At 71.0% G+C, this 12,090-nt stretch carries 13 protein-coding genes; 7 read left to right on the top strand and 6 right to left on the bottom strand.

What is annotated here, in order from left to right:
* Positions 1 to 242: 242 nt before the first annotated feature.
* Both VF746_11115 and VF746_11110 read left to right on the top strand, forming a co-directional pair.
* A complete protein-coding gene (locus VF746_11115; protein ID HEX8692963.1) occupies positions 243 to 575 on the top strand; it encodes a PadR family transcriptional regulator in 333 nt (110 codons plus the stop codon).
* 11 nt (positions 576 to 586) lie between these two features.
* Positions 587 to 3,262, top strand: coding sequence for an ADOP family duplicated permease (locus tag VF746_11110; GenBank protein ID HEX8692962.1), 2,676 nt, complete (start codon positions 587 to 589; stop codon positions 3,260 to 3,262).
* Positions 3,263 to 3,886: 624 nt separating this feature from the next.
* Here the strand turns inward: VF746_11110 and VF746_11105 are convergent.
* The 5 genes from VF746_11105 to VF746_11085 form a co-directional block, all read right to left on the bottom strand.
* On the bottom strand, positions 3,887 to 4,330 hold the full coding sequence (locus VF746_11105; protein ID HEX8692961.1) for a thioredoxin domain-containing protein: 444 nt from the start codon (positions 4,328 to 4,330) through the stop codon (positions 3,887 to 3,889).
* Between the two features lie 172 nt (positions 4,331 to 4,502).
* Entirely contained in the window at positions 4,503 to 5,252 is a 750-nt protein-coding gene (locus VF746_11100; protein ID HEX8692960.1) for a hypothetical protein, read from the bottom strand.
* Between the two features lie 11 nt (positions 5,253 to 5,263).
* Complete coding sequence (locus tag VF746_11095) at positions 5,264 to 6,058, bottom strand: hypothetical protein (GenBank protein HEX8692959.1); 795 nt, start codon at positions 6,056 to 6,058, stop codon at positions 5,264 to 5,266.
* 5 nt (positions 6,059 to 6,063) lie between these two features.
* The gene (locus VF746_11090) at positions 6,064 to 6,987 is read right to left on the bottom strand and encodes an ABC transporter ATP-binding protein (GenBank protein HEX8692958.1); all 924 of its coding nucleotides are present in this window, start codon (positions 6,985 to 6,987) and stop codon (positions 6,064 to 6,066) included.
* The gene (locus tag VF746_11085) at positions 6,984 to 7,373 is read right to left on the bottom strand and encodes a GntR family transcriptional regulator (protein ID HEX8692957.1); all 390 of its coding nucleotides are present in this window, start codon (positions 7,371 to 7,373) and stop codon (positions 6,984 to 6,986) included. Before VF746_11085 ends, VF746_11090 begins: the two co-directional genes overlap by 4 nt.
* A 155-nt stretch (positions 7,374 to 7,528) precedes the next feature.
* Here VF746_11085 and ettA point away from each other — a divergent pair, with 155 nt between their 5' ends.
* From ettA to VF746_11070, 3 genes are all read left to right on the top strand, one after another.
* A complete protein-coding gene (gene ettA / locus VF746_11080; GenBank protein HEX8692956.1) occupies positions 7,529 to 9,217 on the top strand; it encodes an energy-dependent translational throttle protein EttA in 1,689 nt (562 codons plus the stop codon).
* Between the two features lie 129 nt (positions 9,218 to 9,346).
* The gene (locus VF746_11075; protein HEX8692955.1) at positions 9,347 to 9,670 is read left to right on the top strand and encodes a hypothetical protein; all 324 of its coding nucleotides are present in this window, start codon (positions 9,347 to 9,349) and stop codon (positions 9,668 to 9,670) included.
* A gap of 3 nt (positions 9,671 to 9,673) precedes the next feature.
* Positions 9,674 to 10,048 carry a DUF2283 domain-containing protein gene (locus VF746_11070; GenBank protein HEX8692954.1) on the top strand — a complete coding sequence of 125 codons (375 nt, stop codon included), beginning with the start codon at positions 9,674 to 9,676 and terminating at the stop codon, positions 10,046 to 10,048.
* A 111-nt stretch (positions 10,049 to 10,159) separates the two neighbouring features.
* Here VF746_11070 and VF746_11065 read toward each other — a convergent pair whose 3' ends face one another.
* The gene (locus VF746_11065) at positions 10,160 to 10,687 is read right to left on the bottom strand and encodes a hypothetical protein (protein ID HEX8692953.1); all 528 of its coding nucleotides are present in this window, start codon (positions 10,685 to 10,687) and stop codon (positions 10,160 to 10,162) included.
* A 316-nt stretch (positions 10,688 to 11,003) separates the two neighbouring features.
* Here VF746_11065 and VF746_11060 point away from each other — a divergent pair, with 316 nt between their 5' ends.
* Both VF746_11060 and VF746_11055 read left to right on the top strand, forming a co-directional pair.
* A complete protein-coding gene (locus tag VF746_11060; GenBank protein ID HEX8692952.1) occupies positions 11,004 to 11,426 on the top strand; it encodes a hypothetical protein in 423 nt (140 codons plus the stop codon).
* Positions 11,427 to 11,454: 28 nt separating this feature from the next.
* Positions 11,455 to 11,925: an NUDIX domain-containing protein gene (locus VF746_11055; protein ID HEX8692951.1), complete on the top strand. Its 471-nt coding sequence runs from the start codon at positions 11,455 to 11,457 to the stop codon at positions 11,923 to 11,925.
* Positions 11,926 to 12,090: the final 165 nt, after the last annotated feature.

Raw genomic sequence — 12,090 nt, 5'->3', positions numbered from 1 at the left:
CCGGCGCAGGCACCTGCAGCCGCAGCGCCGGCCGCCGATCCGGCTGACCCACAGCCCGCCACCCCGACATGCCTTGCGCCCGGGCGCTGAACCGTTGTGCGCATCACCATCCATATCCGTTCCCCGAAAAATTTCCCCCGTCGTCAGCAAATCTGGCTCGCTTCCCATCGTCTATCGATGGGGCTTGACAGATTGGATCGGAAACCCGACTCTTCCATCGACTATCGATGGGAGATGTGACGATGACGAACCGATCGGCGGACCTGCTCCCCGGCACCCTCGACCTTCTGGTTCTGCGCACGCTCGTCCGCGGGCCGATGCACGGCTACGGCATCGCGCAGCGCGTCAAGGAACTGTCCGACGCCGTGCTCGAGGTGGGGGAGAGCTCGCTTTATCCCGCCCTGCAACGCCTCCTGCTCGATGGCTACGTCGCCGCCGAGTGGGGAACCTCCGAAAACAACCGCCGCGCGCGCTACTACACGCTGACGCCCGCAGGCCGCCGGCAGCTCGCGGTGAAGCGCGGGGAGTTCGAGCGGGTCGTGACGGCGATCCAGGCGGTGCTCAGCCTCGCCTGAGGAGCTCGCGCATGCGCCTGATCCGACGACTGGCCTACTGGCTTCGGCTCCCGGAGTGCCACGCCGACCTCGCGGACGAGGTCGCGTTCCACCGCGAGATGATCGAGGAGGATCTCATCCGGCGCGGGATGCCGCCCGACCAGGCGCGCCATGCGGCGCGTCGCGCGATGGGCAACGAGACGCTCATGCGCGAGTCAGCACGCCATGTGTGGCTCTGGCCGTCGCTCGAGGCCGTATGGCAGGACGCGAGGCACGCCGCGCGCGGCCTGCGCCGGTCGCCGATCTTCACGGTGGGCGCCACCCTGACGCTGGCCCTCGGCATCGGCGCGAACACGGCGATGTTCTCCCTTGTCGACCGCCTGCTCTTTCGCGCGCCGGCACGGATGGTCGATCCGGCATCGGTGCACCGCGTGTACCGGTATCGGACCATGGAAGGCAGGGAGAGCCTGACGGGCGGTCAGTACGCGCGGTACGTCGACCTCGCTCGATGGGCGACGGGGTTCTCCGAGTCGGCCACCTATTCCCTCAAGTCCCTCGCGGTCGGCAGCGGCGAGAGGACGCGGCTCGCGAACGTCGCCGTCGTCAGCGCGGGGTTCTTCGGATTCTTCGACGCACCACCGGCGCTGGGCCGCTACTTCACCGCCGCCGAGGACGCACCACCTCGCCCCGAACCGGTGGCGGTGCTGAGCGGGACGGCGTGGAGGACGTGGTTCGGCGGCCGGAAGGACATCGTTGGATCCACGGTGCAGATCGGTGCCGCCGTCTACACGATCATCGGCGTCGCGCCCGACGGGTTCGTCGGCCTGTGGCCGTATCGGCCACCCGCGGCGTACATCCCCGTCGCGACGTACGCCAGCACCGCCGGACCGCCCGATTGGGCAACGACCTACAGCCACGCGATCGGCCTCGAGATGATCGTTCGCCGGAAGCCCGGCGTGACCCTCGCCGCCGCGAACGCGGATCTCACCACCGCGCTGAGGCGGAGCTTCCAGCGTCAGATCGAGGAAGATCCAGGTTACCCGCCGCTGGCCTCGCTTCGCCCGCGCGCCGTCGCGGGGTCCGTGCTGGCCGAACGGGGGCCGGAGTCCTCGAGCGTCGCGCGTGCCGCCCGGTGGCTGGGCGGGGTGAGCATCATCGTCCTGCTCATCGCCTGCGCGAACGTGGCGAATCTCGTGCTGGCGCGCACCATCAGCCGCCGCCGCGAGATCGCCGTCCGCATCGCGCTGGGCGTGAGCCGGCGGCGTCTCCTCGGTTTGCTCCTCACGGAAGGGCTGGTGCTCGCGCTGCTCGGCGGCATCGCGGGAGTCGCCGTAGCCGTGTGGGCGAGTGGCGTGCTGAGGGCTGCGTTCCTCCCGGGCACGGATCAGCCGGCGCTCATCACCGACTGGCGTACGCTGCGCTTCGCGGCTGCGGTGGCGCTGGGGGCAGGCCTCCTGGCCGGGCTTGCGCCGCTGGCGCAGCTGCGCCGCGGCAGCCTGGCCGGCGACCTCAGGTCGCGGGCGCGTGATGGGGCGCACCAGCGCAGCGCGCTCCGCGCCGGGCTGGTGCTGCTGCAGAGCGCTCTGTCGGTCGTACTGCTGGTCGGCGCGGGACTATTCGTCCAGAGCCTGCGCAACGTACGCGACGTGCGCCTGGGCTTCGATCCGGACTCGGTGCTCCGGGTGGAGCTCGACATGCGGGGTGTCGGCCTCGACAGCGCCGCGATGGTGGCGCTGCGGCTTCGTCTGCTCGACGCGGCGAGGAGCGTTCCGGGAGTCACCCACGCGACGCTGCGGGAATCGGTTCCTTTCGACGGAGCAACCTCGTGGCCGCTCTTCGTCCCCGGGATCGATTCGGTGAGCGCGATCGGTGAGTTCAACTTCAACGCGGTGTCGGCGGACTACTTCGCGACGATGGGCACGCGCATCGTCCGCGGCCGGGGCATCGCGAGCACCGACGTGGAGGGTGCGCCCAGGGCTGCGGTCGTCGGCCGGTCGATGGCGAGAGTCCTCTGGCCGGATCAGGACCCGATCGGCCAGTGCATGCGCGTCGGCGCGGACACGGCCCCGTGCACGTACGTCGTCGGGATCGCCGAAGACATCCACTCGCAATCGATCCAGGCAGAGCCAGGGCTGTTCTACTACTACCTCTCGACGGCGCAGTGGCAGCCGCAGGAGGGCGGCCTCTTCGTGCGCGCTCACCACGCGAGCAGGCTCGTAGAGCCGCTGCGGGTCCGCCTGCAGCGCGAAATGCCGGGGAGCTCCTTCGTCACCGTCACCCCACTCGCAGAGGTGGTGGACGCCGAGATACGCCCGTGGATCGTCGGCGCGACCGTGTTCACGGCGTTCGGCGCGCTGGCGCTGATTCTCGCGGCGGCGGGGCTCTACAGCGTGATGGCCTACAGCGTCACGCAGCGGAGGTATGAGCTCGGCGTTCGCCTGGCGCTCGGCGCCGGCCCGGCGCGGGTGGTCACGCTCGTCGTAATGCAGGGCGTGCGTGCGATGCTCACCGGTGTGGCCATCGGGTGTGCGATCGCGATCGCGGCCGGGCGATGGGTCGGGCCGATGTTGTTCGAGCTGCGGCCGAGCGATCCGGGCGTTTTCGGGATCGTGGTCGGCACCATGCTCATGGTGGCGATCCTGGCCAGCGCGATTCCAGCCCTTCGCGCGGCGGGGCTCGACGTGAGGAGCGTGCTGCAGTCGGATTGACGACCGGCGTAGCTACGGCCGCGCTCCGCTAGATGATAGTGGAGGGACGAGACCGCTTGCGGCGGGAGGTAATGGAGCTGCTGGTGCCGCCGCGGCCAGTGACCGGGCACGGTGACATGCTCACCGCCGAGGCCGGCCGTGAATGTCAGTGGCCCCCGGAAACGTGTAACGAAGCTCCAGTTCCTCCTCGCCGCGCCGAACCCGCAGCACGTACCGGGTCCCCGGCTCCTGAACGGGGAAGAGCGGCGGCTGCCGCGCGTCCCGACCGTTGATGGCCACGATGGTGTCGCCCACGGCGAGTCCCGCACGCTCGGCGTTGGAATGGGCCGCAATCTCGGTGACGTACGGGTAGCCGTACGCGTTCCGCGGACCAGGATTCATCCCGATGGAGAATCCCCAGTCGGGCCCGCGGCTGGGACCTGGATGGGGATTCGTATACGTGCGTACACCGCCCTCCCCCGCGGGCTCGGACGTCGACTGCGCGCTCGCGACACGCGGACAGAGGGCACAGCAGACCGCGAACGCCACAACGTACGATCGGAACATCACGGGACCCCTCCCGAATGAAAGTTGAGTGTCTCCGCACGCCATGCTGGCCAGCCGGCCAACGTGCCTGGTGAGCGATCAGCGCGTGCGCTGGCGGGCCGCGAGTTCCTCGCTCCCTGGGGGCTCAGCCGCTGCCACCGCGCGCCGAACGTAGGCGCGCAGCATCTCCAGCGGGGGTGTTCCGTCGAAACGCAGACCGTTGACCAGGAAGGTCGGCGTGCCGTCCACGCGCAGTCGTCTGGCGTCCAGGGTGTCGCGCCCGAGGTTGTCGCTCGGGCCCGCATCGGCCAGGCACCGCTCGAACGCGGGAATGTCCGGCAGCGCCGCCTCCGTCGCGAAGCGCGTCCAGGACGCCAGCCCGATCGACTCCTGCTCGACGAAGAGCGCGTCGTGATAAGCCTCGAAGCGGTCCTGCCGTCCGGCACACTCGCTGGCCCGTGCTGCGGCGACGGCGAACGGGTGGCTCGCCAGCGGCGAATGCCGGTAGACCACGGCGACCTGTCCCGGAAACTCCGTCCGGATTGCGATTCACGATCTGGAACACCCGGGTACGGTTCGACGCCTTACCGGCCATAACAGCTTGGAATCACACAGAGGAACAGAGAAGCCCTCCGTTTCTCTGTTCCTCTGTGTGAGGCTTTTCCAGGACTTGTTCCCAAACGATTCTCGGCAGAGCGGCAGGACGCAGTCCCGCCTATCGGACGCTCTCGTAGTCCGTCGGCGGCGGCTGGCCGGAGGGACAGGAGGGGCGCCGCTCCTCCCACTCGCGGCGGGAGGCGGTGTCGCGCGCGGCCCGGGCCTGGAGCATCCGGCAGAAGCGGTGGAGCTGGCGCAGGCTGTCGGCGGCGGTCCAGGCGGTGCGGAACCTCACCGAGTGGATCACCGCCAGCGCCGCCGCCCGCCCCGCCGAGTCCGCCGCCGGCCCCCACCCGATCACCAGCAGCCGGTTGCCGTCTCCCGCGTCGCGCCACCACCCCTCGGCCACGGCGTGCCGCGCCGTCGCTCCCGACGCCCCCGGCACCTCGCGCACGCTGGCGCGGACCACCGCCGCCCGCCCGCCGATCGGTGTCTCGCACGACCACCCCGCGCCGGGGACGGTGTCGGGGCGCTCGCGCGGGTCGGTGGTGCGCGGTCCATAGTCGAAGGCCAGCGCCCGCTCCCCCGCCAGCCAGGTGCCCACGTAAGTGTCCACCCCCGTCACCACCTGCTCGCGGAGCTCCGGCGGCGCCTTGAAGACGAACGGCCCCGCGTCCACCACCTGCCACCCCGCCGTGTCCACCGCCGGCCAGTAGCAGCCGTACACCGGCGCCGCTTCCCGCACCGCCTCCCGCGCCGGCTCCCCATCGGGGCGGCAGGCGATCACCGCGGCCAGGAGCAGGAAAGACGAAGCGCGCCGGACGACCCCGGGGAGAGGGGCCGTCCGGCGCGCTTCGGTTCCGAACACCGCCGCCAGATTCAGCGCTCGGGCTGGTTGTACGCCGCGATGACGGCCACCGCCACGGCGATCCCCAGCCACAGCCACGCCGCGGTGAGCCACGTCGACGCGCCGAAGCCGTAGTGGTATCCCCAGCCGCGGGCGATGCCGGTGAGCGCGGTGCCCAGGCCGTAGCGGCCGCTCCACAGGCTCCGGACGACGTGGTAGAGCGGGTTCTCGCCGTTCGAGGTCGCGTTCCACGCCGAGAGCACCAGGTACCCGAACGCCCCGCCCGCCAGCCACCGCCAGGGGTGCACCGTCCGGAGCGCCAGCGCCGTGCCGAGCCCGTACATGGTGACCGCCCCCGTGAAGATCGCCGCCCACCGCCACCAGGTGGGGATGTACCCGTGCGGGCCGTAGTACGACCGGCCGATGTCGCCGCCCGTGGCCACCGCCATCACCCCCAGCCAGGCCAGGTAGCCGACCACCGCCGCCAGCAGCCAGAGCAGCCCCGAGGCGCTCTTGAGCAGCGCGTGCGGCCCGTGCGGCACCGGCATCGACAGGTGGTAGCCGCGCCCCCCGGGGGCCTCGCCCTTCCACACGGCCAGGGGGGCGAAGAGCGCCAGCAGGAACACGGGGATCCCCGCCTCGGGCACCAGGTCCACCGACATCCCGTGGACGCCGTTGAGCCGCGCCCACGCCGTGAGCCCGGTGAAGATCCCCAGGATGCCGCCCACCGCCAGCGCCTCGCGCCGCAGCGACAGCCCCACCGAGCGGAACTGCTCGCGGACCACCGGGCCGCGGGCGGGGAGGGGGTGCAGGAACGTCTCGGACATGGGGCTTACTCCTTTCGGCTGAGGAGGGCGATTGCCGCGTCTTCCAGCGTCAGGGGGGCGGCGTCGCGCACGGTGGCGCCGCTGGCGGCGAGCAGCCCCACCACCTCGGGCTCGTCGCCCCAGACGCTCCACTGGATCTCCCGGCCCACGCCGCCGCGCTTGACCACGGTGCCGTCCAGGCCGGGGACCCCGCGCCACCCCTCGGGGATGTCGGCGCGGTAGCGGCGCAGCATGCGGTGCAGCGTGTCGCGGGCGAGCTGCGCCGTGAGCCGCCCGTCGCGGATCACCCCCAGGTGGTCGGCCAGGCGGTCGACCTCGTGCACCAGGTGGGTGGAGACCAGCACCGTGCACCCGGTCTCGGCCACGTGCTCGGCCAGCATCCCCAGCGTCTCGTCGCGCATCACCGGGTCCAGCCCGTCGGTGGGCTCGTCCAGCAGCAGGAGCGGCGGGCGGTGGGCCAGGGCCAGCGTCAGGTGGACGCGGCGGGCGAGGCCCTTCGACAGCCTGCCGAGCGGCTTGTGCAGCGGCAGCTCGAAGGCGTGGGCCAGGCGCGCCGCGTACGCCGCGTCCCACGCCGGGAAGTAGACCGCGTGGTGCTCCAGCATCCGCCCCACGCGCATCCACGGGTACCCCCAGTCGGTGCGCTCGGGGACGTACCCCACCTGCGCCCGCACCCGCGGCCCCTGCGCGCGCGGGTCCATCCCCAGCACGTCCACGAGGCCGGCGTCGGGGCGCAGCAGCCCCAGGAGGATCTTGAGCGTGGTGGTCTTCCCCGCCCCGTTGGGCCCCACCAGCACGTAGACGGCGCCCTCGGGCACCTGGAGCCCGACGTCCCGAAGGCTGAACTCGGGCCCGAAGCGCCTGGAGAGGCCGTCGGTGCGCACCGTGAGGGCGCCGGCGTCCAGGCGGACCGGGAGGTGGAAGCTCATCCGGGCTCCGGGGTGGAAGTGGGCTCGCCCGCGGCCTCGCGCAGGGCGTCGATCAGCTCTTCGGCGGAGAGGCCGTTGCGCCGCGCGTCGCGCAGCGCGGCCTGGGCGACCCTGCGGGCCAGGGCGCGCCGCTCCTCGGGCCCCGCCTCGCCGGGGGCCACCACCGGCCCCTCGCCCCAGCGCACCGCGACGACGCCCTCGCTCTCCAGCGCGCGGTAGGCGCGGGCCACCGTGCCGGGGTTCACCCTGAGCTCCGCCGCCAGGTCGCGCACCGGCGGGAGCGGGTCGTCGGCGTGCAGGGTGCCCAGGATCAGCGCGCGCCGCACCTCGTCCACGATCTGCACGTGCACGGGCCGCGGGTCGGCGGTGTCGATGTGGAACCGCATGCGCGCATCGTCCTGCGAGAGGCCCTTCCCGTCCCTTCCCAAACGTGCGGGGGCGGCGGCTTCTGTCAACCCTGCCGGAGGGGGCCTGCGCGGGCGGCGGCGTCCGCTTAGATTGGCCGCGCCCGTACTACCGTCCAACCCGCGCAGGTGTTTCGATGACTCTGGATACGAGCAAGTTCATCTTCGTGATGAAGGACCTGACCAAGGTCGTCCCCCCCAACCGCACGATCCTGAAGGGGATCTGGCTCTCGTTCTACCCCGGCGCCAAGATCGGCGTGGTGGGCCCCAACGGCAGCGGCAAGAGCAGCCTGCTGCGCATCATGGCCGGCGTCGACCGCGACTTCAACGGCGAGGCCTGGCCCGCCGAGGGCACCCGCATCTCGTACCTGTCGCAGGAGCCCGAGCTGGACCCGGCGCTCGACGTGCGCGGCAACGTGGAGGAGGGCGTGCGGCACATCCGCGACCTGCTGCGCCGCTTCGACGAGGTGAACATGTCGTTCGGCGACGTCTCCACCGACGAGGAGATGAACGCGCTCCTGGAGGAGCAGGCACGGCTGCAGGACGCCATCGACGCGGCGGGGGCGTGGGAGCTGGACCGCAAGATCGACATCGCCATGGAGGCGCTCCGGCTGCCGCCGCCCGACGCGCGCGTGGAGACGCTCTCCGGCGGCGAGAAGCGCCGGGTGGCGCTCTGCAAGGTGCTGCTCGAGGAGCCCGACATGCTCCTGCTGGACGAGCCCACCAACCACCTGGACGCGGAGAGCGTGGCCTGGCTGGAGCACCACCTGGCCGAGTTCAAGGGCACCATCGTGGCCATCACGCACGACCGCTACTTCCTGGACAACGTGGCCGAGTGGATCCTGGAGCTCGACCGCGGCGAGGGGATCCCCTGGAAGGGCAACTACTCGAGCTGGCTGGAGCAGAAGCAGGAGCGGCTCCGGCGCGAGGAGAAGCAGTCGTCCGCCCGCCAGCGCACGCTGGAGCGCGAGCTGGAGTGGGTGCGCATGGCCCCGCGCGCCCGCCAGGCCAAGAGCAAGGCGCGGCTCCACTCGTACGAGCAGATGCTGGCCGAGGACCCGCGCGAGAAGCTCTCCCGCGCCGAGATCGTGATCCCCAACGGCCCCCGCCTGGGCGACGAGGTGGTGGTGGCCGAGAGCCTGGCCAAGGGCTACGAGGACCGCCTGCTGATCGACGGCCTCTCGTTCCGCCTGCCGCGGGGCGGCATCGTGGGCGTGGTGGGGCCCAACGGCGCCGGCAAGACCACGCTCTTCCGCATGATCACCGGGAAGGAGACGCCGGACGGCGGGACGCTCAAGGTGGGCTCCACGGTGGAGATGGCCTACGTGGACCAGAGCCGCGACACGCTGGACGGCGACAAGACCGTCTACCAGGAGATCTCGGGCGGGCAGGACACCATCCGGCTGGGCCGCGGCGAGGTGAACGCGCGCGCCTACTGCAGCTGGTTCGGCTTCCGGGGATCGGACCAGCAGAAGCCGGTGAAGGTCCTCTCGGGCGGCGAGCGCAACCGGGTGCACATGGCCAAGACGCTGCAGCGTGGCGGCAACCTGATCCTGCTGGACGAGCCCAGCAACGACCTGGACGTGGACACGCTGCGGGCGCTGGAGGACGCGCTGCTGGAGTTCGCCGGCTGCGCCATGGTGATCAGCCACGACCGCTGGTTCCTGGACCGCATCTGCACGCACATCCTGGCCTTCGAGGACGAGGGCCGCGTGGTGTGGCACGAGGGCAACTACCGCGAGTACGAGGCCGACCGCAAGCGCCGCCTGGGCGCCGAGGCCGACACCCCCCACCGCATCCGCTACAAGAAGCTGGTGCGGGCGTGAGAGCCGGATCGCCCGGGAGAGTCCGACGACTCTCCCGGGCCATCTTCCAGCATCCTTTCATAGGCGGAGAGGCGACAACTGGCTTGTCTTTCTGCTCGTCTCTCCCAACCTTTCAGTTGCGAAGCCTCCATGACGGATGGCAGACGGTGGGTGGTCCACGATCGTTGGGGTAACGAGATCTATCTCACTGACGAGCGATGGGAGCACATCGTAGAAGGCCATCCGGAGATGCATGGGCACGAGGGTGAGCTTCGGGACGCCATCCGGTCGGGACAGCGGCTGCAGGACTCGCTGAATCCCCAGAAGTACCGGTATTCGAAACGCTTCCCGAACCTGCCCATGGACAACACGCACGTCGTGGCGATCGTTCTCTTCCGCTTCGGCCAGAGCGAGGATGGGACTCCGTACTCCAACAACTATGTCGTCACGGCGTTCCAGAAGGAGGTAGGCTGAGCCATGCCCGAGCCACGGATCCGCTATGACGAGCCCAGCGATACGCTGTACGTCGCGTTCGCACCGGGCGAGAGCGCTACCGGGATCGAGTTGAACGAGCACATCCTGCTGCGTGTCGACAAGAGCAAGCGGGCCGCGGTGGGCCTGACCCTTTTCGACTACTCCCTCCTGGCGCAGCAGACGGAGATCGGGCCTCGCAGCTTCCCGCTCACCGGGCTCGCCGAGCTCTCCACGGATCTGCGGAACCTCGCGCTGGCGATCATGCAAGCCGCACCCGTCAGCGAGTTCCTGACTCTCTCGGCGTACACTCCCGGGCCGAACGAGCTCATCCCCATCACCTCGTTGCAGGCCGGAAAGATCACATCCCGAGCTGCCTGATGAGAGCATGAAGGGAGAGGGGACGCACCGCGTCCCCTCTCCCTTTCAGCCGTATCCCCCAGCACTTCGGTCTAGCGGAGGCGCGCTCCGGACAGCGCCAGCGTGGGAACGCTAGTTTCGTCTCCGAGCCCGTAGCACCAGCGCCACGACCATCGGCACGAAGACGACGGTGTTGTAGAACAGGTGCAGCTCGATGCGGGGGACGAAGAGCTGGACGACGCTCGTCGGCACGGGCCGGCCGGCCAGGTTGGTGCCCAGCGTGGCCTGCGCGATGAGCAGCAGGTGCTCGAAGTGGTGCCAGACCTGGAGCCAGAACGCCGCCATCCACCACGCGCCCGCCCGCCCCGTGAACGCCCCGCGCAGCAGGAACAGGCCGGCCAGCATCACGACGGCGTAGCCGTAGTGCAGCGCCTCGGAGTGCACCAGCCACGGGAACGCCTGCCCCAGCACGCCCCGCGAGTGGTGGCGCGGCCAGCCGAGCACCCACACCTGCCACGCCTGCACCAGGTGCTCCGCCCAGTGCGCCAGCACCACCGCCATGAACAGCTTGAGCGCGGTCGCGTAGCGGTCCCGCGCCGCCCCCGGGAGCGCATCCAGAGTCGTGGTCGGGCGGGCGAGGGCCGGTGCGTCCGTGGTCATGCGGGGCTCCTTCCGCTGGAGGCTGGCGGCGGCCGATCCGGAGAGCGCCGGCTCGGCGGGCAGGGCGTGAAAAATCGGCCCGGCGCTCCGAATTCGCTTCTCCGGGATTGCTCACAAACCGGGGAGCGCCTCCACCTCCGGGCGTTGCCGGCTCCGCCTCCCGCGGAGGACACGATGCTTCCACGGACCGGAACCCAGCTTTAGCTTCCAGGTACGAGCCCCGACCCGCGCCCGGCCCATTAAGCCTCGAAAACCCGCCGCTGGCGCGCTTTTTCCACGCGAGTGGGCAGATGTTTCCACTCACCAGAGGTGCCGGATGCCCCAATTCAGCCGACGATCGTACCCGGACCCCGTCCGCGACAGCCTGGTGGAAGTGCGCCGCGGGCTGCTCCGGCTGCACAAGGCGCTCATCGACGCCGAGCGCATCGACTTCGAGCGCGGGCGCGGGCCGGTGACCAACGCGCAGCTCCTGCAGGCGCTCATCGAAGAGCCGTTCTTCGCCTGGCTGCGCCCCTTCTCGGGGCTGATCGTGGAGATCGACGAGGCGCTGGCCGCCCGCGAGCCGATCTCGAAGCCGGCCGCCCGCGCGTTCGTGGAGCGCGTGCGCGAGCTGGTGGCCACCCCCGTCGACGAGCCCCCCGAGCTCTCCCGCCTGGAGCAGGTGCGCACCCGCCACCCCGACGTGCTGCTGGCCCACCTGGAGCTGGGAAGCCGCATCAAGACGGCGCTGGAGCACTGAGCGCCCCGCCCACCCCGTCTCCCGACCCATGCCGCAGCGAGCCAGCGAGAGCGCCGGGCTCCTCCTCTACCGCCGCGCGGCGGGCGGGGTGGAGGTGTTCCTGGCGCACCCGGGCGGCCCGTTCTGGAAGAACAAGGACGCGGGCGCCTGGAGCATCCCCAAGGGCGAGGTGGGCGAAGGCGAGGAGCCGCTCGCCTGCGCCCGCCGCGAGCTCGAGGAAGAGACCGGAATCCGCTCCGAGGGCCCCTTCCTCGACCTGGGCGAGATCCGCCAGAAGGCCGGGAAGCGGGTGCGCGCCTGGGCCTGCGAGGGCGACGCCGACCCGGCCGGGATCACCAGCAACGAGGTGCGGACCGAGTGGCCGCGCGGCTCCGGCCGATGGCTCACCTTCCCCGAGGTCGACCGCTGCGCCTGGTTCGACCCCGCGACGGCGCGGGAGAAGATCAACCCCGCCCAGGCCGAGCTGATCGACCGGCTCCTGGCCGCGCTGGCCGGCTGAGCGCGGATACGCGGATCCCCATTCTGTCATCCTGAGTCTTCCACCGCGCTGCGCGCGACCACGGAGGATGAAACGGGTTGTAGTTCTCCCTCCCACCGCGCAGCGGGGGGAGGGCCGGGGAGGGGGGCTACCCGCGGCGAGCACCGAAGCCCGTCACAGCGCACG

Origin of the sequence: Longimicrobium sp., from assembly GCA_036389795.1 — a bacterium.
GTDB lineage: Bacteria > Gemmatimonadota > Gemmatimonadetes > Longimicrobiales > Longimicrobiaceae > Longimicrobium.
The sequence above is the reverse complement of the archived record's forward strand: the minus strand, read 5'-3'. Positions and strand labels throughout refer to the sequence as shown.